Source organism: Hyphomicrobium sp. (assembly GCF_035687085.1).
Lineage (GTDB): Bacteria > Pseudomonadota > Alphaproteobacteria > Rhizobiales > Hyphomicrobiaceae > Hyphomicrobium_B.
Genome location: NZ_DASRYS010000013.1, coordinates 135,332 through 156,192, shown reverse-complemented (window position 1 = coordinate 156,192; position 20,861 = coordinate 135,332). Strand labels below are relative to the sequence as shown.

At 62.1% G+C, this 20,861-nt stretch carries 19 protein-coding genes; 5 read left to right on the top strand and 14 right to left on the bottom strand.

From position 1 onward, the window contains the following. Positions 1 to 5 precede the first annotated feature (5 nt). The gene (gene clpA / locus VFG26_RS11495; protein ID WP_325025380.1) at positions 6 to 2,465 is read left to right on the top strand and encodes an ATP-dependent Clp protease ATP-binding subunit ClpA; all 2,460 of its coding nucleotides are present in this window, start codon (positions 6 to 8) and stop codon (positions 2,463 to 2,465) included. Positions 2,466 to 2,535: 70 nt separating this feature from the next. Next, the gene (locus VFG26_RS11490; RefSeq protein WP_325025379.1) at positions 2,536 to 2,769 is read left to right on the top strand and encodes a hypothetical protein; all 234 of its coding nucleotides are present in this window, start codon (positions 2,536 to 2,538) and stop codon (positions 2,767 to 2,769) included. A 9-nt stretch (positions 2,770 to 2,778) separates the two neighbouring features. Here the strand turns inward: VFG26_RS11490 and VFG26_RS11485 are convergent, their stop codons facing one another. The 4 genes from VFG26_RS11485 to VFG26_RS11470 all read right to left on the bottom strand — a co-directional run bounded on the left by VFG26_RS11485 (position 2,779) and on the right by VFG26_RS11470 (position 5,745). Then, positions 2,779 to 3,201, bottom strand: a complete 423-nt coding sequence (locus VFG26_RS11485; RefSeq protein ID WP_325025377.1) for an HIT family protein — start codon at positions 3,199 to 3,201, stop codon at positions 2,779 to 2,781. Positions 3,202 to 3,252: 51 nt separating this feature from the next. Beyond that, on the bottom strand, positions 3,253 to 4,425 hold the full coding sequence (locus tag VFG26_RS11480; protein ID WP_325026087.1) for a GNAT family N-acetyltransferase: 1,173 nt from the start codon (positions 4,423 to 4,425) through the stop codon (positions 3,253 to 3,255). Positions 4,426 to 4,524: 99 nt separating this feature from the next. Further along, positions 4,525 to 5,280: a glycerophosphodiester phosphodiesterase family protein gene (locus tag VFG26_RS11475; RefSeq protein WP_325025375.1), complete on the bottom strand. Its 756-nt coding sequence runs from the start codon at positions 5,278 to 5,280 to the stop codon at positions 4,525 to 4,527. Between the two features lie 3 nt (positions 5,281 to 5,283). Then, complete coding sequence (locus VFG26_RS11470; RefSeq protein ID WP_325026085.1) at positions 5,284 to 5,745, bottom strand: RidA family protein; 462 nt, start codon at positions 5,743 to 5,745, stop codon at positions 5,284 to 5,286. Positions 5,746 to 5,869: 124 nt separating this feature from the next. Between VFG26_RS11470 and VFG26_RS11465 the strand changes: the two genes are divergently transcribed. After that, the gene (locus VFG26_RS11465; protein WP_325025373.1) at positions 5,870 to 6,754 is read left to right on the top strand and encodes a cell envelope integrity EipB family protein; all 885 of its coding nucleotides are present in this window, start codon (positions 5,870 to 5,872) and stop codon (positions 6,752 to 6,754) included. 56 nt (positions 6,755 to 6,810) lie between these two features. Here the strand turns inward: VFG26_RS11465 and VFG26_RS11460 are convergent, their stop codons facing one another. Beyond that, a complete protein-coding gene (locus VFG26_RS11460) occupies positions 6,811 to 7,113 on the bottom strand; it encodes a DUF3572 domain-containing protein (RefSeq protein WP_325025371.1) in 303 nt (100 codons plus the stop codon). Positions 7,114 to 7,250: 137 nt separating this feature from the next. Between VFG26_RS11460 and VFG26_RS11455 the strand changes: the two genes are divergently transcribed. Then, positions 7,251 to 7,664 (top strand): response regulator, encoded by a 414-nt coding sequence (locus tag VFG26_RS11455; protein WP_325026083.1) that lies wholly within the window; start codon positions 7,251 to 7,253, stop codon positions 7,662 to 7,664. Between the two features lie 23 nt (positions 7,665 to 7,687). After that, positions 7,688 to 9,058 (top strand): PleD family two-component system response regulator, encoded by a 1,371-nt coding sequence (locus VFG26_RS11450; RefSeq protein ID WP_325025369.1) that lies wholly within the window; start codon positions 7,688 to 7,690, stop codon positions 9,056 to 9,058. 579 nt (positions 9,059 to 9,637) lie between these two features. Here VFG26_RS11450 and rpmG read toward each other — a convergent pair. The 9 genes from rpmG to VFG26_RS11405 form a co-directional block, all read right to left on the bottom strand. Then, a complete protein-coding gene (gene rpmG, locus VFG26_RS11445) occupies positions 9,638 to 9,805 on the bottom strand; it encodes a 50S ribosomal protein L33 (protein WP_013214665.1) in 168 nt (55 codons plus the stop codon). A 74-nt stretch (positions 9,806 to 9,879) separates the two neighbouring features. Continuing rightward, positions 9,880 to 10,590 (bottom strand): NUDIX hydrolase, encoded by a 711-nt coding sequence (locus tag VFG26_RS11440; protein WP_325025364.1) that lies wholly within the window; start codon positions 10,588 to 10,590, stop codon positions 9,880 to 9,882. A gap of 2 nt (positions 10,591 to 10,592) precedes the next feature. After that, a complete protein-coding gene (locus VFG26_RS11435; RefSeq protein WP_325025362.1) occupies positions 10,593 to 11,045 on the bottom strand; it encodes a DUF983 domain-containing protein in 453 nt (150 codons plus the stop codon). 67 nt (positions 11,046 to 11,112) lie between these two features. Next, positions 11,113 to 13,380: a ribonuclease R gene (gene rnr / locus VFG26_RS11430; RefSeq protein WP_325025360.1), complete on the bottom strand. Its 2,268-nt coding sequence runs from the start codon at positions 13,378 to 13,380 to the stop codon at positions 11,113 to 11,115. Between the two features lie 20 nt (positions 13,381 to 13,400). Further along, positions 13,401 to 16,181 (bottom strand): type I DNA topoisomerase, encoded by a 2,781-nt coding sequence (gene topA, locus VFG26_RS11425; RefSeq protein ID WP_325025358.1) that lies wholly within the window; start codon positions 16,179 to 16,181, stop codon positions 13,401 to 13,403. Between the two features lie 406 nt (positions 16,182 to 16,587). Beyond that, positions 16,588 to 17,775: a DNA-processing protein DprA gene (gene dprA, locus VFG26_RS11420; protein ID WP_325025356.1), complete on the bottom strand. Its 1,188-nt coding sequence runs from the start codon at positions 17,773 to 17,775 to the stop codon at positions 16,588 to 16,590. Further along, positions 17,759 to 18,391, bottom strand: a complete 633-nt coding sequence (plsY, locus tag VFG26_RS11415) for a glycerol-3-phosphate 1-O-acyltransferase PlsY (protein ID WP_325025354.1) — start codon at positions 18,389 to 18,391, stop codon at positions 17,759 to 17,761. The genes dprA and plsY overlap by 17 nt, the downstream gene beginning before the upstream one ends. Positions 18,392 to 18,437: 46 nt before the next feature. Continuing rightward, on the bottom strand, positions 18,438 to 19,769 hold the full coding sequence (locus tag VFG26_RS11410; protein WP_325025352.1) for a dihydroorotase: 1,332 nt from the start codon (positions 19,767 to 19,769) through the stop codon (positions 18,438 to 18,440). Beyond that, on the bottom strand, positions 19,766 to 20,740 hold the full coding sequence (locus VFG26_RS11405; protein ID WP_325025350.1) for an aspartate carbamoyltransferase catalytic subunit: 975 nt from the start codon (positions 20,738 to 20,740) through the stop codon (positions 19,766 to 19,768). The genes VFG26_RS11410 and VFG26_RS11405 overlap by 4 nt, the downstream gene beginning before the upstream one ends. Positions 20,741 to 20,861 lie beyond the last annotated feature (121 nt).

The following is a 20,861-nucleotide window of genomic DNA, read 5'->3' as shown; positions in this document are numbered from 1 at the left end:
CTCTATTGACATCGCTCTCCAAAAATCTTGAAGCCTCGCTGCACCGGGCCGTGCAGTATGCAAACGTTCGGCACCACGAGTTTGCAACGCTTGAGCATTTGCTGCTCGCGCTCGTCGACGATCGCGATGCCGCGGCGGTCATGCGGGCCTGTTCGGTCGACATCGAGCAGCTCAGAGCGCGGCTGATCGAATATCTCGACACCGAGCTCAAGCCCATCGTCTCGAAATCGGCGCGCGATGCTCACCCGACGAACTCGTTCCAACGGGTCGTGCAGAGGGCCATCGTTCACGTCCAGACGTCGGGCCGGGAAGAAGTCACGGGCGCCAATGTGCTCGTCGGCATTTTCTCGGAACGCGAAAGCCACGCAGCGTATTTCCTGCAAGAGCAGGAGATGACACGCTTCGATGCTGTTCAGTACATTGCTCATGGGATTGCAAAGCGCCCCGGCATGTTTGAGCCGCGGACGGTTCGTGGAGTCGATGACGACGTGAACGCAACCGAAGGTGAAGAGAAGAAGCCGGGCGATGCGCTGAACACGTATTGCGTGAACCTCAACAAGAAAGCTCGCGATGGCAAGATCGATCCGTTGATCGGCCGCGAGCAGGAGGTCATGCGCACGGTTCAGGTGCTCTGCCGCCGCCAGAAGAACAATCCGTTGTTCGTCGGCGATCCAGGTGTCGGCAAGACGGCCATTGCCGAAGGTTTGGCGCGCAAGATTGTTGCGGGCCAAGTGCCTGACGTCCTCAAGGGCGCAACGATCTTTGCGCTCGACATGGGTGCGCTGCTCGCCGGAACCCGCTATCGCGGCGATTTCGAAGAGCGGCTGAAAGCCGTGATGAAAGAAGTCGAGGCGTTCCCCGGCGCGGTTCTCTTCATTGACGAGATCCACACGGTGATCGGCGCGGGTGCGACGTCAGGCGGAGCTATGGACGCTTCGAACCTGTTGAAGCCCGCACTGCAGTCGGGAACGCTCCGCTGCATCGGTTCGACGACGTACAAGGAATACCGCCAGCACTTCGAGAAGGATCGGGCGCTCGTGCGCCGGTTCCAGAAGATCGATGTGAAGGAGCCGACCGTCGAGGACGCGATCGAAATTCTCAAGGGCCTGAAGTCGGTCTTCGAGGATTATCACAAGATCAAGTACACGAACGAAGCCATCAAGTCGGCCGTCGAGCTGTCGGCGCGCTACATCCACGACCGCAAGCTTCCCGACAAGGCGATCGACGTGATCGACGAGACGGGCGCGTCGCAGATGCTGCTGCCGGAAGGTAAGCGGAAGAAGAAGATCACCACGAAGGAGATCGAGGCGACCGTTGCCGTCATGGCGCGTGTCCCACCGAAGACCGTTACGAAGAGCGATGCCGATGTCATTGCGCACATCGATCGCGATTTGAAGCGGCTGGTGTTCGGTCAGGACAAGGCGATCGAGGCGCTCTCGAGCGCGATCAAGCTGGCACGTGCCGGTTTGCGCGAGCCCGAGAAGCCGATCGGCTGCTACCTGTTCTCAGGTCCAACCGGCGTCGGCAAAACCGAGGTCGCCAAGCAGCTCGCGAACCTGATGGGCGTGGAGCTTCTGCGCTTCGACATGTCGGAATACATGGAGAAGCACACGGTCTCGCGTCTGATCGGCGCGCCTCCGGGCTACGTCGGCTTCGATCAGGGCGGCCTTCTCACCGATGGAATCGATCAGCATCCGCACTCCGTGCTGCTGCTCGACGAAATCGAGAAGGCGCATCCCGATCTGTTCAACATCCTCTTGCAGGTGATGGACCACGGCAAGCTGACGGATCACAACGGCAAGTCGGTCGACTTCCGCAACGTCGTCCTCATCATGACGACGAACGCGGGCGCGTCCGACATGGCCAAGCCGCCGATGGGCTTCAACCGCGTCAAGCGGGAAGGAGAGGATTCGGAGGCCGTGACCAAGCTCTTCACGCCGGAGTTCCGCAACCGTCTCGATGCGATCGTGCCGTTCTCGGGCCTATCGCCCGAGATCATTTCGCAGGTCGTCGAGAAGTTCATCTTCCAGCTCGAAGCGCAGCTTGCAGATCGCGGCGTGACCATCGAGCTGTCGGATGAGGCGACGCGGTGGCTGGCGGAGAAGGGTTACGACGAGAAGTTCGGCGCACGGCCGCTGTCTCGCGTGATCCAGGAGCACATCAAGAAGCCGCTCGCCGAGGAACTCCTGTTTGGGCGCCTCGAGAATGGTGGAACGGTGAAGGTTCTCGTCTCGGGCAAGGGTCCCGACCGCGAGTTGGCCTTCGACTTCCTGCCGCTTGATCCTTCCAAGAAGGTCAAGACTCCGGAAGACGAAGAGGTCGACGACGAGGACGAGGATCTTCCGCAGCCGGTTCTGGCCGACGCGACGCCGAAGAAGGCGCTGCCGGGTCCGAAGGACAAGGGCGATAAGCCCAACGGCTCCGGTGCGGTGCCAAGCGTGCCGCGTAAGAAGAAAGACGAGTAGCAAGATTTCAAACGGCCCGGCGATTGTCGGGCCGTTTTTTTTATGGGGGCCGGTTGGCGGGGGAGGCCGGGTGATCTGGATAGCCGCTATGCTGCTCGGAGGCTTGTCCGGCTGGTTCGGCGCGGGCGTCAATGCGCCGGCCGCGATCGGCATTCTGGTGGGCCTCGTCATCGCGATCGACGTTATCGCCGCCAATGAATTCACGGCCGCTACGGCGCAGATGCTTCTGATCCTCATTGTAGTGATCTTCGCCGTCTGGGGCGCCAGCCGCGCCCTCAGGCGTTATCTCAAGCCTGCCGGATAGCTTTGCCGTTCAAGCGCCCAGTGCGGCCTTGAGCTTCTCGGCGTTCGCGGCGAGGACCGGGCCTTCTTCCATGTTCCGCGCGTGCGTTTTCAAGGGCTGGCCCTCGTAGCGGGGAATGACGTGGAAGTGCAGGTGGAAGACGGTCTGGCCGCCGGCCGGCTCGTTGAATTGCGCGATGCTGATGCCGTCAGCCGCGAATGCCGTCTTCGCGGCGACGGCTACTTTCTGGACGAGCGGAATGATCTTGGCGAGGACGGCAGGGTCGGCGTCCAGCAGATTGCGCGATGGGGCTTTGGGCAGGACCAGCGCGTGGCCCGGTGATTGGGGCATCACGTCCATGAAGACGATCGCATCGGCATCCTCGTAGACTTTGTGACACGGAATTTCGCCGCGCAGGATCTTTCCGAAGATGTTGTTTGGATCGTACGACATGATGTTTTTCCACCGGGCTCGACGGGCGGCCGCCGCCTGCCGGGCGCCGCTTCAGCTTCCGTCTTTGCGATAGGGGCCCATCTCGGTCAAGTCGGCATTGATCCGGGAAACGGCGGCGCGCTCCTGCTTCAGGAAACGCTCAACGGCGCGCTCCAGCGCCGGGTCGGCTAGCCAATGGGCGGAGTAGGTTTTGACGGGCAGGTAGCCGCGCGCCAGCTTGTGGTCGCCCTGTGCACCCGCCTCAACGCGCGGCAGACCGTGAGTGATCGCGTATTCAATCGCCTGATAGTAGCAGACCTCGAAATGTAGCGCCGGATGGTGCTCGATGGCGCCCCAGTAGCGGCCATAGAGGCAATCGCCGCCGATGAGGTTCAGGGCGCCGGCGATGTAGCGGCCTTCGCGCTTGGCGAAAACGAGGAGGCAGCGCTCGGGCATTGCCTGACCAAGCAGCGAAAAGAACGCGCGATTGAGGTAGGGCCGGCCCCACTTGCGGTTGCCGGTGTCCATGTAGAACTCGAACATCGCGTCCCAATGCGCTTCGCCGATGTCTTTGCCGGTGACGTGCTCGATCTCTATGCCGGCCGAAAGTGCCGCTTCCCGCTCTTTTCGGATCGCTTTGCGTTTGCGGGACGCCAAGCTCGCCAGGAAATCGTCGAACGAGGCGTAGCCCTGGTTGTGCCAATGGAACTGCTGTCCCACGCGGGTCAGGAAGCCCATTGCGCGGAGGCGGCCGGCGACCTCTTCGTCCAGAAACGTCATGTGTACTGATGATAGGCCGCTGATGCGCGCGGCCTCTATTGCGGCTGCCGCCATTACCTGCTCGTCGGCGTAGGCGGTCGCTCCCGGCTTCACGAGAAGGCGCGGGCCGGGGACCGGCGTAAAGGGCACGGCGATCTGGAGCTTCGGGTAATAGCGCCCGCCGGCCTGCTCGTAGGCTTCGGCCCAGCCGTGATCGAATACGTATTCGCCCTGACTATGGGACTTGAGATATGCGGGCGCGGCCGCGGTGATCTCGCCGTTGTCGTCTTCGAGAATGAGATGGCGCGGAAGCCAGCCGCTCCTGCCGCCTACGGCGCGGGAGTCTTCGAGCGCTTTCAGAAATGCGTGCGAGACGAAGGGATTATATCTCGCGGAATCCGGATTGGCGCATGCATCCCATTGCGCGGCATCGATCGCCGCGATGGAGGTGGCAAGCTTGACTTCGGTCTCGGGGAATATCGGCATCGGACCCGTAGCTACGAGAGGCTCAAGTCTACGCAACTCTTGGCCAAGCTCCAAATCGCCTCGGGCAGGGCAGATGCGCGGTCTTGGCGCCGATCAGGCTCAATGATCGGGACGGAAGCCCTCGAAGATCATGGCATCGGCGTAGCTTCCGGCACTGCGCTGCTGCTTGGCCGTTCTGACGGTCCAGGTGAAAAGCGGCAGCCGGCAGACTTGCCGCACGTATTCCGTGACCGGCGTCGGCAGGGCGTCGACCTGATAGGCATAGAAATCCGGTGCGATAGGGCCCGACTCGAGGAGATTGCGAAGTGCAGCCGCGCGCTTCCGGCTTATCTGGCGCGACCACCAGCCGGTGCCTATGAAGCTTCCCGAGACGATGCCGCGCGGAATGTCCGGAGCCAGGCTTCGCATGGCGATCATCACGGCCGGATCGAACGACATCAGGGCGATAGGGCCGCGATAATTTGAAACGAGCGCTGCAATCTTCGCGAGGAAATCGCGATCCGGCGGATTCCATTCGCTCTTGATTTCGATCAGGAGCGGCACGCGTCCTGCGACGAGTTCGAGAAGGTCAGCAAGCGTCATGATCGCGGCGCCGCCTACGCGATGTCGCTGGGATTTCAGATCCTGTTCGGTGACGCTCGCGAGTGGGCCGCGGCCCTCAACGAGGCGGTTCAGCGTCACGTCATGGAAGACGACGGGGACGCTGCCTTTGATGGGGCGCACGTCGCACTCGATGCCGTAGCCCGCATCAATCGCCGCCCGGAAGGCAGGCTCGGTATTTTCGATGATGCCGCGCATGGCATCGTGCAGCCCTCTGTGCGCTATCGGCCGGAGGAAGGCTGCACGATCGAGCATGGCTCAGCGGATTTTCAGGATCGCGTCTATTTCGACGCAGGTGCCGAGCGGAAGGCTCGAGACGCCGACGGCGGATCGCGTGTGGCGGCCGGCGTCGCCGAGAACTGCGACGAGGAGGTCGGAGGCGCCGTTGATGACCTTCGGATGATCAACAAAATCAGGCGTGGAGGCGACGAAGCCGGTCAGCTTCAACACCTGGACGACGCGTCCGAGGTCGCCCAGGGCGGCCTTCGCCTGCGCGAGAATGCTGAGCGCGGAAGCTTTTGCTGCGGCCTGTCCGTCCTCTACAGAGACGCCAGCGCCCAGAAGGCCGGTCAGGACGCGTCCATCGGCGTCCTTGGCGACCTGTCCGGAGATAAAGAGCTGATCGCCGGAGATGAAAAAGGGCACGTAATTGGCGACGGGTTGGGGCGCCTCGGGCAGTTTTAGGCCCAACTCGGATAGCCGCTGTTCGACAGTGGTCATGGTCATGATTACTCGTGGTTAGAATCCGGCGCAGCTTGTGCCGCGCTGCCGCCTCTTTGCAACGGTTTATCTGCGAACTAGACTGATGTAGCTGTAAGTATCCAGCCGGAGATCGAGTAAGCCAATGATCATGCGCAAAGGCTATGCCACGTTTGGGCTTCTCGTGTTTGGGGGTGTGGCGGCCGGTGCTTTGCCCATTCAAACCGCTGCTGCTGCTGATCTAATTCCCTTCACGCCGCATCGGGCGATCTACGAGCTATCGATGGGAGGCGCGTCCGCGGGTTCGGGCGTTACCGGCGTCACCGGCCGCATGGTCTACGAACTGACCGGTTCGGCCTGCGATGGCTACACGCAGAACATGCGTTTCGTGACGGTCATGACCAACCAGGAAGGGACGGAGACGCTCAGCGATCTCAGGAACTCGAGCTGGGAAGAAGCCGACGCGAAGAAGCTCAGATTTTCGACGACGCAATATCAGAACGACAAGCTCGCGGACACGAGCCAAGGCGATGCGGCGCGCTCCAAAGGCGCCACGCCCGTCGTTGGCGTCGATCTCGTGAAGCCCGCGAAAAAGCGCGTGTCCCTGCCGCAGGACATCTACTTCCCCATGCAACACGCATCGTCGCTGGTGCAGGCCGCCAAGAGCGGCGTGAAGATGTTTGCAGCGAACCTCTACGATGGGTCGGAGCAGGGCGAGAAGTACTACCTGACCAATACGGTCATCGGCAAAAAGTTCGATAAAGGCAGCGCGGCTGGGCCGGTCGCGTTCAAAGGCGCCGATGTTCTGGCGAATGTCGATTCCTGGCCGATGGCGATCGGTTACTTCGAAGCTGGCAAGGACAAGCAGGATCAGACGCCTGCCTATGAGCTGTCGTTCCGCTACTTCGAGAACGGCGTCACGAGCGATTTGAAGATCGACTACGGTGAGTTTTCGATCAAAGGCCAGTTGAAGGAGGTGACGTTGCTGCCTCCGGGCAAGTGCCCAGTCGCGAAGGCCGCTGCTCAATAACAGCGCAAGGGCCACCGCGGCCTTTTGCCGATCATTGCGGCATTTGGGCCCGGGGCTTACGAGAAGTCCACTCCGGACAATAATTGATGGGCAGGCGCCATGAGAGCCGGATCGACGCCTGCTTCCTGACAGAACGTCAGCAATAGTCCTTCGTCAGAAAGAATATAGTCGAAGGCGGCGGTTTGAATTTCAGAAGAACCGGCCCCATGTCGGAGATCGTCCGGCGTAATTCCCGTCAACGCGAGGAAACGCGAACTCTGCGTATCGTCTGCGAGTAGGAAAGCCAGCACCTGCAACGCGATGGCCTCGGCATCGTCCTTGGACTTGAGTTTTGTTGGTTTCGATCGCTGCCGAAGCATTACGACTCCTACAGGTAGCTGACATTAACGGTTGGTTACGGCTTTAGATGCAAAGATGACCCATGGTTTAGCCGAGAATCGGTGCACAACGGCCGCAGTGGAGAGTGGGCGGTTCTATGACGTATCAGGAATCCGGAATGGACGTCGAGCGTCGCGTGCCTGAAGCGCGGCCAGCGACGCGCTCTGTTCTGATCGTCGAGGACAACGAGCTCAATATGAAGCTCTTCAACGATCTCCTCGTGGCCCACGGCTACAAGACGCTGCAGACGAGGAATGGTTTCGACGCGCTGGAACTCGCGCGCAAGCATCGTCCCGACCTGATCTTGATGGACATCCAGCTGCCTGAGGTCTCGGGCCTCGAGGTGACCCGATGGCTGAAGGACGATGACACGCTTCGCGATATCCCGGTCGTTGCCGTCACGGCATTCGCGATGAAAGGTGACGAGGAGAGGATACGCTCCGGCGGCTGCGAGGCGTACATCTCCAAGCCCATTTCGGTGATGGCGTTTCTCGATACCGTTCGAAAATTCATCGGCCCGTCGAAGTCCTAGTTCGTCTCGCAGATTTGTGATCCATGACAGCCCGCGTACTCGTCGTCGACGACATCCTTGCCAATGTGAAGCTTCTCGAAGCGAGGCTGCAGGCTGAGTATTTCGATGTTCTAACTGCCAGCAGCGGACAGCAGGCACTCGACATTCTGGCGCGCGAAAGCGTGGACGTCGTGCTTCTGGACGTCATGATGCCGGGCATGGACGGATTTGAAGTCTGCCGCAGCATCAAAGGCAGCCACGCTACCCACCACATTCCCGTCGTGATGGTCACCGCGCTCGACCAGCCCTCCGACAAGGTGCTCGGTCTGGAAAGCGGCGCCGACGATTTTCTTACAAAACCCGTCGATGACATCGCGCTCGTTACGCGCGTGAAGAATCTCGCTCGTCTCAAAATGCTGAACGACGAGATGATCATGCGTGCCACGACCGGCAAGGACATGGGCATTCCGGACGACGGCTCGCTGGCCCGTGCGCTTTCGGCGCGTTCGGGACGGGTCATGCTCGTCGACGATCATCCAAGGTCGTCGGCGCGTCTTCTGGAAGTGCTGTCGAAGGCGAACGACACCTACGGCGAACGCGATGCGCAGGCGGCTCTGGTGCGGCTTGCGGAGGGCAATTTCGACCTGCTGATCGTAAGCCTTTCCTTGCAGGGCTCGGACGGCTTGCGGCTTTGTTCGCAGGTGCGTTCGCTCGAGCGCACGCGGCACTTGCCGGTCATCATGCTGGTTGAGCCCGGCGACGAGGCGCGATTGCTGCGCGGACTCGATATGGGCGTGAACGATTATCTAATGCGCCCCATCGACCGGCACGAACTGCTGGCGCGCGTGAAAACGCAGATCAAGCGCAAGCGCCATTCCGATTTCCTGCGCCATCGCTTGGCGGAAAGCGTGGAGCAGGCGATTACGGATTCGCTCACCGGGCTGCACAATCGCCGTTACATGGAAGGGCATATGAAGACGCTCGTGTCCGAGGCGATCCGCACCGGCCGCAGCTTGTCGATGCTCGTTGCGGACATCGATCACTTCAAGAACGTCAACGACACGTACGGCCATGACGTCGGCGACGCGGTGCTGCGGGAATTCTCAGTCCGGCTTCGGCGGAATACGCGCGGGATCGATCTTGCATGCCGGCTCGGCGGTGAAGAGTTCGTCATCATCATGCCGGACACCGATCTCACGCACGCCTATCAGGTCGGCGAGCGACTGCGCGCATGCGTGGCGTCCGACGAGTTCGCAATTGGCGAGGGCAAGCATATCCGCATTACCGCGAGCGTCGGCCTCGGCACGCTCGAGAATGCGGACGACACCCCGGAGTCGATTTTCAAGAGAGCCGATTGCGCGCTTTACGTCGCCAAGCGGCGAGGGCGCAACCGGGTCGTTGCGGACGCGGCTTAGGTGCGGCTTTGATGAAGGGTGATCGTGTCGCTTGAGCAATTGTGGCCATGCAACGCGTCTGCTCGTTGCAGATCCCAGACCGAATTATTCTGAATTGACTGCGGGTTAGGGAGTCACCGCCCGATCGTCGGCGAGGAGGAATCGTTGCGCTGACGACACAGTAAAGCAGTAGTTGCTTTCTGCATCGTATTCTGGCACCAATCGAGCACCTGAACGGGGACTTAAGAATTTACTTTAGGTTTGGAAGGGTCGCGCGCCGCCGGCATTTTGCTATGCGCCGTGACAATGGAATTCCCGCGCTATTGGGCTCGCCGCATTGCTCGATAGAGTGGGTTGATCGAACCGAGCGACCACACGAGTGGCCTCCTCGACGGTTGCAGAGGGTCGATCGCGAAGCTGGGTGGGGAACAACGCCCTCTTTGAACCCCGCCCGGTTGTGGCCAGGGTCGTGAAGCTGTCTCGGAACGATTTACCCCGCTGCCGAGTTTGCTCGCGTCCCTGGCCGCTTACAGCCAGGGTCGTTCCACACAATCAGATTTTGTCGAAAGCAAACCAGCTTAGGCCGCGCGAGTGCGCAGCCTACTTGATCTTGGTTTCTTTAAATTCGACGTGCTTGCGCGCGACGGGGTCGTACTTCTTGAAGACGAGCTTTTCCGTCGACGTGCGCGGGTTCTTCTTCGTCACGTAGAAGAAGCCGGTGCCGGCAGAGGAGAGCAATTTGATTTTTTGCGTAACCGGTTTCGCCATGGGTCCTGGCCTTAATTGAAATCGCCAATGCCTTGGCGGAGGAAGCGCGCAACATACGCGCGATGTTTGCCATGTCAAGGCAGCGGAGGTGCGACCTTACAGGATATAAGATCGCGGCGATAGGCCGTTCCGGCCGAATGATAAAATGGCAAAAGATCGTTCAGCCCACTGATTGACGGATCAGCCTTCAGAAGCGCCACGATATCTTCGAGAACGAGCTTCGTGATGTGGGGCAGGTCGAGTTCGGCAGCTTGCGAAAATGTAAACCAGCCGAGGTCGAGCAACTCGCCGTCGGGTGGCGCACCTTTCCCCGATACTGCGTCCGCCTTCGCCACGAAGAACCAGGTGTCGTAGCGGCGGATGCGACCCGGCGGCGTGACGGCACGTGCAAAGGGAAGTAGCGCGCCTGGGGCAGGCGCGTGGCCGGATGCCGCGAAGGCTCTCCAGGCTGCGCTCTGATCAATTAACGCACCATCTCTTCCGATGATGAGCCCGGTTTCTTCACACAGCTCCCGGATGGCCGCGAGTGCGAAGGGCCGGATCTCGTGCGCCAGGTCCGCCGGCTTGAAATCGCTGTCGAACCGGCTGGCGAGAACGCGGTCATCATCTTCCAGGCGACCGCCGGGGAAGACCCATTTATCGGGCAGAAAGATTTGCGACGCATGCCGCCGGCCCATCAGTACCGTTGGCTCGGATGCGGACGTATCGACGACGACGAGGCATGCTGCATCGCGTATCGGCGTTTCCGTCTCCTGGACGGTCGTTATTTCCCCCGTCGCCGGCATGATCAGTTGGCGTTGGGTGGGGGGAAGTCTTCCGGCGGATCATCCGTCTCGCCGCCGAAGCCGTGCATGCGCAGCGCCCACTGATAACCGATCAGCGTGCCCTTCACGCGCGGCAGCAGCCAGAGGCTCAGCAGCACCAATGCGGGCATCCAGATCGCCAGCTGCACCCACGTCGGGGGCGAAAACAGCTTCTCGAGAATGAGGATGCCTGCGACGATGACGTGCGCCGTGATCGTCATGACGAAGTAGGGCGGGGCATCGTCGGCGCGCTGATGGAAAAGTTCGGTCGCGCAGACCGGGCAGAGGTCGTTGACCTTCAGGTATTTGCCATAGAGCCGTCCGTCGCCGCACTGCGGGCACTTGCTGTGCCAGCCGCGGCCCATTGCCTGCCAGACGTTGCGATGCGCGCCATCGTCGGCGGCGGGAATTTTGTTGGCGGTGTCGAGCATGGGCATGTGATGGGCCGTCGAGACGCCGGGGTCAAGTTACGCGTTAGTCGGGCCGCGCGTTTCTATTGCGGCGTTAACGACCCCTGCCTCTGAACTTCTTGCCCGGCCGGCGCTGGCGGGCGTGGCTGCCAAGCTTCTTGGCGAAGTTGCCCTTGGAGGGCTCGGTCAGCATCTCAAACCTTAACGCGCCGGCGGAGGGGATGGCTTCGAGCAGGCGCACTTCCACCGTATCGCCGAGGCGGTAGCCGGTGCCGGTGCGGGCTCCGACAAGCGCGTGCGCCTCCTCGACGTGGTGGTAATAATCGTTGCCGAGGCTCGAGATCGGAATGTAGCCGTCGGCGCCGGTATCTTTCAGCTTCACGAAGAGGCCAGAGCGCGTGACGCCGGCGATGCGGCCAATGAAGGTCGCGCCGATCTTGTCGGCGAGGTGAGCGGCGATGAGCCGGTCGGTCGTTTCGCGCTCGGCCGACATCGCCCGGCGCTCGGTGTCGGAGATGGCTTTCGCAATTCTGGCGAGGTGCGGGATTTCGTCGTCGCTCAATCCATCCGGACCAAGGCCGAGTGCGCGGATCAAGGCGCGGTGCACGATCAGATCGGCGTAGCGGCGGATCGGCGAGGTGAAGTGCGCGTAGCGGACGAGGTTCAGGCCGAAGTGTCCGATGTTCTTCGGATTGTATTCGGCTTGCGACTGGGAACGCAGGATCACTTCGTTGATGAGATCGGGAACGGGCAGATCTTTCGCCTGCTCAAGCACCCGGTTGAAGGCTTCGGGTTTCAGTGCGCCGGCGTGCGGCACCTTCATGTCGAGCGTTTCCAGGAAGTCGCGTAGGCCCTTCAGCTTCTCCGGGCTCGGCGCATCGTGGATGCGATAGACGAGGGGGAGGCGTTTTTCTTCCAGCGTCTCGGCTGCCGCGACGTTGGCCTGGATCATGAACTCTTCGATCAAGCGGTGCGCTTCGAGGCGCTCCGGCGTGACCACGCGGTCGACCTTGCCTTCGGCGTTGAGCAGGATCTTGCGCTCGGGCAGATCGAGGTCGAGCGGCCCGCGCTTGTCGCGTGCGCTGGCAACCGCCTTGTAGGCCGCCCACAGAGGCTTCAGCGCGCTGTCCATCAGCGGCTGGCACTTGTCCGACACGTTGCCGTCAATGGCGGCCTGCGCTTCCTGATAGGAGAGCTTGGCCGCCGACTTCATCATGCCGCGAATGAACGTGTGGCTGCGCTTTTCGCCGTGCTTGTCGAACACCATGCGGACGGCGAGGCAGGGCCGCTCTTCCAGCTCGCGCAACGAACAGAGATCGTTCGAGATCTTCTCCGGCAGCATCGGCACGACGCGATCGGGGAAGTACACCGAGTTGCCGCGCAATTGCGCTTCCCGATCGAGCTTGGAGCCGGAGCGGATGTAATGCGCAACGTCGGCAATGGCGACGGTGACGATGAAGCCGCCAGAGTTCTTCGAATCCGTATCCGGCGTCGCGTGCACGGCATCGTCATGGTCGCGCGCGTCTATGGGATCGATCGTGAGCAGGGGAATGTCGCGAAGATCGGTGCGGCCCTTCATCGTGGGCGGCGGCAGCGTCTCGCATTCCTGGATGACGGACTCGGGGAAGTCCTCAGGGATGCCGTGCGCGTGAATTGAGATCAGCGAGATCTTGCGCTGATCGTCGGGATTGCCGAGGCTTTCGACGATTTCGGCGCGCGGCGCTGAGAAGCGTCCGCTGCGGCCCAAGCGGAAACGCACGAGGTCGCCGTCAGCGGCGCCGCCGGTGTCATCGGCGAGCACGTGCCAGCTTTTCAGTTCCTTGCGGTCGATCGGCTCGATGGTGCCGCCGCCGCGCTGGGACGCACGATAGATGCCGAGCAGCCGGCGCTTTTCGCGCGGGAGCTTCTTGATCGGCGTTGCTTCGTACTGTGCGTTGCCACTGCCGCGAGGCAGTTTCTGGACGCGCGCCAGCACGTGATCGCCAATGCCGATTTCGGCGTCGCGCTCCTGGCGGATCAGGACGCGAACGACCGGCGGCTTGCCGTCATCGGGTTCCCACTGAAGGGGCTTGGCCAGGAGATCGCCATCGCTATCGCGGCCGGTGATTTCGAGCGCGGTCGTCGGCGGGAGCTTGCCCTTCTCGCGCATGCGCTTCTTATCGCCTGCGAGGGTGCCCTCTTCGCCCATCTCGGCAAGCAGGCGCTTCAACGCGATGCGGGCGCCGCCCGAAATTCCGAACGCGCGCGCGATCTCACGCTTTCCCGCCTTGCCCTGAGCCGTATTCAGGAACTCGAGGATCTGCTCTTTGGTCGGAAGTCCGCCGTTTGCGGGAGCTCGCGTCACCTTCGATTTGCGGGCCACCTGGCGCCTCTCGTTTGCCGTCAGGCCTTGGCCCGAGCGAGCTTCTTTGCAGGAGTTGCGGCTTTCGCCGATTTCTTCGCAGCAGGTTTTGACGCCTTACGTTCAGCCGCCGCGGCAGTTCCGGCCTTGGCCGGCTTTTCTGCGGCTGCAGCTTTCGCGGGCTTCGCCGCCTTTGGCGCTTTGGCTGCTGCTTTCGGTTTGGCGGCGCGCCCCTTGGACTTCTTGCCGCCGCCGTTGGCGATGCGTTCGGCGATGAGCGCGACAGCTTCGTCCATCATCAGCGAGGCCGGATCTTTCCCGCGGGGAACCGTGGCGTTGACCTTGTTGTGCGTGACGTAGGGGCCGTAGCGGCCCTCCAGCACCTGCACGGGGCCGCCTTCGCTCGGGTGCGCGCCGAGGTCCTTCAGAACCTTGGGAGCGCTGCGCTGGAAACGGCTCTTGCCGCCGCCGGCGCGCTTCTCGGCAATGAGCGTCACCGCGCGGTTGAGGCCGATCGTCAGCACGTCCTCGACGCTTTCGACGTTGACGTAGGTTTTCACGTCACCGTTCTCGTGGACGATGAACGGTCCAAATCGGCCAAGACCCGCAGTGATCACGCCGCCTTCGGTCGGATGCTGACCCACTTCGCGCGGCAGCGAGAGCAGCTGCATTGCTTTTTCGAAATCGAGCGTCGCGGCGTCGATGCCTTTCGGGATGCTCGAGCGCTTCGGCTTCTCGTCGCCTGCCGCTTCACCCAACTGGATGTAAGGCCCGAACCGGCCGGTGCGCAGCGTGACCGCGACGCCGTCGTCGTTGTAGCCCAGGATCTTGCCGTCGAGCGCGTTGGCATCGCCGTCGGCCGACTGCGTGAGCTGGCGCGTATAGTTGCACTCCGGATAGTTTCCGCAGCCGATGAAGGCGCCGTACTTGCCGGAGATCTTGAGGCTCAGGCGTCCCGAACCGCACTTTGGGCACAGGCGCGGATCGCTGCCGTCTCCCTTGTCGGGGAAGACGTGCGGTCCGAGCATCTCGTTCAAGGCTTCGAGCACGTCGCCGACGCGGAGATCCTTGATCTCGCCGACCGCTGCCATGAAGTCGCGCCAGAAGTCGCGCAGCACGTCCTTGTAGGCCAATTCGTCGTTCGAGATCAGGTCGAGCTTTTCTTCGAGATCGGCCGTGAAGTCGTACTCGACGTATTTCTTGAAGAAGCTTTCGAGGAAGGCGATGACGAGGCGTCCCTTGTCTTCCGGGACGAGACGCTTCTTTTCGATGCGCACGTAATCGCGGTCGACGAGCACGGCCATTGTCGAGGCATACGTCGACGGGCGACCGATGCCGAGTTCTTCCATCCGCTTCACCAGCGTCGCTTCCGAGAAGCGCGGCGGGGGCTGCGTGAAATGCTGGTCGGCGTTGACTTCCTTGTCCTTCAGACGATCGCCGACGGCAAGCGGCGGCAGACGGCGATTTTCATCGTCCTCATCTGCATCGTCTTTGCCCTTCTCGATCGTGCGTACGCGGTCGTCGCGGCCTTCCTCGTAGACCTTGAGGAAGCCGTCGAACATCAGAACGGAGCCGTTGGCGCGCAGGCCGTAGGTCTTGCCGTCGGAACCCTTGGCCTCGATCTCGGCTGCCGTCTGCTCGATGTCGGCAGCGGCCATCTGGCTGGCGATCGTGCGCTTCCAGATGAGATCGTAGAGGGCAGCCTGATCCTTCTCGAGGTAGCGGCGCACCTGATCGGGCTTGCGGCGCGGGTCGGTCGGGCGGATGGCTTCGTGCGCCTCTTGGGCGTTTTTCGCCTTGGTTTTGTATTCGCGCGCGAACGGCGTGTAGTTTTTGCCGAACTCGGCAGAGATCACGTCGCGGATGTGGCTTACGGCTTCCGGAATGATCTGGACGCCGTCCGTTCGCATGTAGGTGATGAGACCGACCGTCTCGCCGCCGATATCGACGCCTTCATAGAGGCGCTGGGCGATCTGCATCGTCTGCTTGGCGGAGAAGCCGAGCTTGCGCGAGGCGTCCATCTGCAGCGTCGAGGTTGTGAACGGCGGATAGGGATTGCGCTTCGTCGCTTTCTTTTCGATCGAGCCGACGCGGAAATCCCGGCCGATCAGCGCCTCCCGGATGGCGGTCGCGGACGCTTCGTCCTTGATGTCGAGCTTCTTCAGAGTCGTGCCATCGATGGCCACGAGGCGGGATTTGACGTCCTCGCCCTTGGCTGTCGAGAGCAGGGCTTCGATCGTCCAGTATTCGTCGGTCTTGAAGGCTTCGATCTCGGCTTCGCGATCGCACACGAGGCGCAGGGCGACGGACTGGACGCGACCGGCCGAACGCGAGCCCGGCAGCTTGCGCCAGAGGACCGGCGAGAGCGTGAAGCCGACGAGATAGTCCAGCGCGCGGCGGGCGAGATAGGCGTCCACCAGCGGTTCATCGATCTGGCGCGGCTCTTTCAGCGCTGCCAGGATCGACTGCTTCGTGATCGCGTTGAACGCGACGCGCTCGATCTCAATGTCTTTCTTGAGCGCTTTCTTCTGATTGAGGACCTGCAGGATGTGCCAGGAGATGGCCTCGCCTTCGCGATCAGGGTCGGTCGCGAGGATCAGTTTGTCGGCCTTCTTCACCGCCTCGGCGATGTCGCGCATGATCTTCTGGGACTTGGTATCCACTTCCCAGGACATCTCGAAATCATGATCCGGCTGGACCGAGCCGTCTTTCGCAGGCAGGTCGCGCACGTGTCCGTAGGACGCGATGACCTTGTAGCCCGAGCCCAAATATTTGTTGATCGTCTTGGCCTTAGCGGCTGATTCGACGATGACGACGTTCATCTGGCGATTTCGCTCCTGGGCCGTGCTTGGCGCGTCAGGCTGACGGCTAAGCGGCCTTCATTCGCCGCGGCGCGGCGGGCCGGGAACATGGTTGATCGCCGCAGCACTGTCAAATCCCGGGCAACTGCAATCATAGATTGATAAATTATCAGTATTGCGACCATAAAGAGAATGATCTATGTTAAGCATAAGTAATGGTCAGCTTCTTTCTCAGGGATAGTCAAGAGTTGCAGGACAGTGGATGTTCCGGCCCGGACGGCGGACAAAAGCGCGAGCATTTGGAATATCTCGCTGATCTGCTCGGCGAACTCCAGCGCATGGCAGAGCGCGAGGGTTGCCGGAAGCTTTCCAGGCTCCTTGCAATATCACATGCCGAGGCACGGCGTGAAACGGGCCGCCGGGACAGCTAAACAACCTTCAACGCGACGAGGCTATAGCCTTGGCGCTCGATGCGGCCGCTGAGATCAAGTTCCAACAGCGCGCCCTGTACGGCCTGGACCGATATCCCGGACTGCCGGGCAATGGCGTCGATGGTCACCGGCGCGGGCCCAAGGGCCGCTAGAACGGCTTTCAAGACATCGTCAGGGGCAAGCTCAGGGACGGGGGATGGCGCCGCTTCGGGCTCCGCCGGGAGCGGCTCCTGGGAGGCGGCGTAATCATAACGGCGTTCATCGAGGCCCATGATGGGGCGCAGAACCTCGACAACGTCTGCGGCTTTCGTGACGAGCGTCGCGCCCTGCTTGATCAGTCCGTTTGTTCCTTCGGCGCGGGGATCGAGCGGGTGGCCGGGGACGGCGAAGACCTCACGGCCCAGGTCGTTCGCGCAGCGAGCGGTGACTAAAGTGCCTGAGCGCCCGGCTGCCTCGACGATGACGACGCCGTGGGCCAGCCCGGCGATGATGCGGTTGCGGCGGGGAAAATCCTTGCCCTGGGGCTTGAGGCCAGGGGGCCGTTCGGTGACCAGGCATCCTTCGGTGCCGATGCGCGCCTGCAGCTCGACGTGTTCGGGCGGATAGACCAAATCTATACCGCCGGCGATGACGCCGACCGTACCCGTCGGCAATGACGTCTCGTGGGCTGCCCGGTCGATCCCGCGCGCCAGTCCGGAAACGACGACGAAGCCGGCCTTGGCGAAATCGGCCGCGAAGATCCGCGTCAATTGCGCGCCAGCCGCCGAACATTGCCGCGAGCCGACGATGGCGACCGAAGGCGCGTTCAAAAGCTCCAGCCTGCCTTTGACGTAGAGCATCGGCGGCGGGGCCTCGGCGCGGGCGAGCAGGGCTGGATAGTTCGGCTCGATCGTGAAAAGGGCCGTGGCGCCAGCGCGCCGGGCGGCCTCCAACTCGCGCTCGGCATCAGCTCTGGGGCAAATCCGGATCGGGCGACCCGCCCCCGACCGGCGGGAGAGCGCGGGAAGGGCTTCGAGCGCTTTCGTCGCCCCGCCATAGTGATTGATGAGTTCGCGGAACGTCACCGGGCCGACGTTATCCGACCGGATCAGCCGCAAGCAGGCCAGCCGCTCTTCGTCCGAAAGCTCCGCCGTGGGAAGCGGTGCGGGGCGAAAAAGCTGCTGCTGCTCAGGTTTTGGAGCCAATCCTCGGCTCCTGTCCGGCAATCAGGCGTTCAATGTTGGCGCGATGTTTGATGAGAACGATGATGCTCATCAGGGCGACGACCCACGCGAGTTCGGGGTCTCCCATGAGCCAGGCGGCGATGGGCGCGCCTATAGTCGCGATGATCGCCGCGAGGGACGATATGCGCGTGATCGCGGCGACGGCGAGCCAAAGCACGGCGAACACGAGCGCGCATTGCCATGCGAGTGCGATCAAGACACCGAGGTATGTCGCGACGCCCTTGCCGCCTTTGAAGCCGAGCCAGACCGGAAAGATGTGTCCGATGAAGGCGGCGAGGCCGGCGAACATTGCCGGGATTTCGCCCAGATAGTACCGGGCGATGAGCACCGCGACCGCGCCCTTGGCCGCATCGAGAAGAAGCGTCGCCGCGGCGAGCTTCTTGTTGCCCGTCCGCAAAACATTGGTCGCGCCGATGTTGCCCGAGCCGATGCTGCGGATGTCGCCGAGGCCTGCCGCCCTTGTGAGCAGCAGGCCGAACGGGATCGAACCCAGCACATAGCCGAGGACGAGTGCCGCCGCGATCAGACCCACCGAGCCGCCGTCTGTCAGCACTGCCAAAGGTAACAGGGAGCTCATTGGTCGATTTCTTTTCTGCGGTCTGCGGCGGGAGTGGGCGCTGGTCTTAAGTTCGCTCGATGCCAGCGTATTCGTAGACCGTCTGTCCGGCAACCATCGTCCTCAGGACGCGGCCCTGCATCTTGGCTTCGTCGAAGGGCGTATTCTTTGAGCGAGAGCGCAGCAGGTCCTTGTTGACGACCCAAGGTTCGCCCGGATCGAACAGGACAAGATCGGCAATCGCTCCCTTCGCCAAGCGTCCGGAGTGGAGACCCAGAAGGCGCGCCGGATTGATCGTCAGCGCCTTCAGCATCGCGCTGAGCGTGATGTCACCCGCGTGGACGAGGCGAAGCGCTGCCGACAGCAGTGTTTCGAGGCCGACCGCGCCGTCTGCGGCTTCAGCGAAGGGGCGCCGCTTGGTGTCGGCGTCCTGCGGGTCGTGGCTCGACACGATGATGTCGATATCGCCGTTAGCGACGGCCTGGACCATCGCGGCGCGATCTTCTTCCTTGCGCAACGGCGGGCGCATTTTGAAGAACGTGCGGTAGGGCCCGATATCGTTTTCGTTGAGCGTCAGGTGATTGATCGAGACGCCGCATGTGACGGGCAGCTTCTTGGCCTTGGCGTTTTTGACGACGTCCAGGCTTTCCTGACAGCTGATGGTCGCCGCGTGGTATCGGCCGCCCGTCATTTCGACGAGGCGAACGTCGCGCTCGAGCATGATCGTCTCGGCCAATTTCGATATGCCGGGCAATCCGAGGCGTGCTGCGACTTCGCCCGAGTTCATCGAGCCGCTGGAGAGATAGGGGTCTTCGGTGTGGTGGACGACGAGGGCGTTGAAGTCCTTGGCGTAGCTCAGGATGTTGCGCATGACGCGCGTGTTGATGACGCTCGACTTGCCGTTCGAGAAGCCGATGGCGCCAGCGCGCTTCAGAAGACCGATTTCGGTCATTTCTTCGCCCTGCAGGCCCTTCGTCATGGCCGCCATGGTCTGGACGTGGACGAGGGCGTTGTCGCGGGCGCGGCGCTGGATGAAGTCAACGAGCGCGACTTGGTCGATCACCGGATTCGTATCCGGCATGACGACGATTGTTGTGACGCCGCCGGCAGCGGCGGCGTGGCTCGCGGTCTTCAGCGTTTCGCGGTGCTCGTAGCCTGGTTCGCCGGTGAAGACCTGCGCGTCGATGAGGCCCGGCGCCAGGACGTTGCCTTTGCAGTCGATGACGTGGGCGCCTTCGGGCGCGTTACGGCGCAGGTGCGCGCCCAGATCGGCGATCAGGCCATCCTTGACGAGCAGGCCACCCGGTTCATCGCGGTTCGATGCGGGGTCGATGAGGCGAGCGTTGATGAAGACGGTCGCCGTGCCAACGCTCTTTGGCTTTTCAATGGGCTTTCTCATTGGGCGTCCTCCGCAAAGCCGGGGAGGTGTGCCGATAACGCTTCTAGAACTGCCATTCTGACGGCAACGCCCATTTCAACTTGTTCGCGGATAACGCTTTTGGAATGGTCGGCGACGGTCGAGGCGATTTCGACGCCGCGGTTCATCGGACCTGGATGCATGACGAGGGCGTCGGGCTTGGCGCGCGCGAGCTTTTCGTGATCGAGCCCGAAGAAGTGGAAGAACTCACGGGTCGACGGGACGTAGGAGGCGTCCATGCGCTCGCGCTGGAGGCGGAGCATCATCACGATGTCGACGCCTTCGATGCCCTTCCACATATCGGTGAAGACTTCGCAGCCCAAGCGTTCGGGCGACGAGGGCAGCAACGTTGTCGGTGCGATGAGGCGGACGCGGGCGCCGAGCGCGTTCAGAACGTTGATGTTGGACCGGGCGACGCGGGAATGGACGATGTCGCCGCAGATTGCGACGGTGAGGCCCGCAACGCGGCCTTTCGCCCGGCGGATCGTCAGCGCGTCGAGCAGCGCCTGGGTCGGGTGCTGGTGCGCGCCGTCGCCGGCGTTGATGACGGAGCAATCGACCTTCTGGGACAGGAGTTCAACGGCGCCGGCGGCGTGGTGGCGGACGACGATGATGTCGGGCCGCATCGCATTCAGCGTCACGGCGGTGTCGACGAGCGTTTCGCCCTTCGTGACCGAGGAGGTGGCGACGTTCATGTTCATGACGTCGGCGCTCAGCCGTTTGCCCGCCATTTCGAACGAGGCTTGCGTGCGCGTGGAAGATTCAAAAAAGAGATTGATGATCGTCCGGCCCGTAAGCACGTCGCGCTTGCGGCCATTGTTGCGGATGTGATCGGCGTTCTTGTCGGCCAGATCGAGGAGGAAATTGATTTCCTGGGCCGACAGACCTTCGCAGGTCAGCAGGTGGCGGCGCGGAAAAACTTTCAGCGCATTGGTATTCGATTTCGATGTCATTAAAGGCGCTTCTATAGGGGGAGTCTTGCGGGGCCGCAAGGAGGGGAGCGCCATCAATCCCAAAGGGACTTAACGGCACGTGAAGCGCGATGCGCCTAGAGACATGAGGAAGCAGAGAATT

Excerpts from the sequence above, each read along its gene's own strand:
- VFG26_RS11485 (WP_325025377.1), bottom strand. The coding sequence starts at position 3,201 with ATGTCGTACGATCCAAACAACATCTTCGGAAAGATCCTGCGCGGCGAA.
- VFG26_RS11480 (WP_325026087.1), bottom strand. The coding sequence starts at position 4,425 with ATGCCGATATTCCCCGAGACCGAAGTCAAGCTTGCCACCTCCATCGCG.
- VFG26_RS11475 (WP_325025375.1), bottom strand. The coding sequence starts at position 5,280 with ATGCTCGATCGTGCAGCCTTCCTCCGGCCGATAGCGCACAGAGGGCTG.
- VFG26_RS11470 (WP_325026085.1), bottom strand. The coding sequence starts at position 5,745 with ATGACCACTGTCGAACAGCGGCTATCCGAGTTGGGCCTAAAACTGCCC.
- VFG26_RS11465 (WP_325025373.1), top strand. The coding sequence starts at position 5,870 with ATGATCATGCGCAAAGGCTATGCCACGTTTGGGCTTCTCGTGTTTGGG.
- VFG26_RS11460 (WP_325025371.1), bottom strand. The coding sequence starts at position 7,113 with ATGCTTCGGCAGCGATCGAAACCAACAAAACTCAAGTCCAAGGACGAT.
- VFG26_RS11455 (WP_325026083.1), top strand. The coding sequence starts at position 7,251 with ATGGACGTCGAGCGTCGCGTGCCTGAAGCGCGGCCAGCGACGCGCTCT.
- VFG26_RS11450 (WP_325025369.1), top strand. The coding sequence starts at position 7,688 with ATGACAGCCCGCGTACTCGTCGTCGACGACATCCTTGCCAATGTGAAG.
- rpmG (WP_013214665.1), bottom strand. The coding sequence starts at position 9,805 with ATGGCGAAACCGGTTACGCAAAAAATCAAATTGCTCTCCTCTGCCGGC.
- VFG26_RS11440 (WP_325025364.1), bottom strand. The coding sequence starts at position 10,590 with ATGCCGGCGACGGGGGAAATAACGACCGTCCAGGAGACGGAAACGCCG.
- VFG26_RS11435 (WP_325025362.1), bottom strand. The coding sequence starts at position 11,045 with ATGCCCATGCTCGACACCGCCAACAAAATTCCCGCCGCCGACGATGGC.
- topA (WP_325025358.1), bottom strand. The coding sequence starts at position 16,181 with ATGAACGTCGTCATCGTCGAATCAGCCGCTAAGGCCAAGACGATCAAC.
- plsY (WP_325025354.1), bottom strand. The coding sequence starts at position 18,391 with ATGAGCTCCCTGTTACCTTTGGCAGTGCTGACAGACGGCGGCTCGGTG.
- VFG26_RS11410 (WP_325025352.1), bottom strand. The coding sequence starts at position 19,769 with ATGAGAAAGCCCATTGAAAAGCCAAAGAGCGTTGGCACGGCGACCGTC.
- VFG26_RS11405 (WP_325025350.1), bottom strand. The coding sequence starts at position 20,740 with ATGACATCGAAATCGAATACCAATGCGCTGAAAGTTTTTCCGCGCCGC.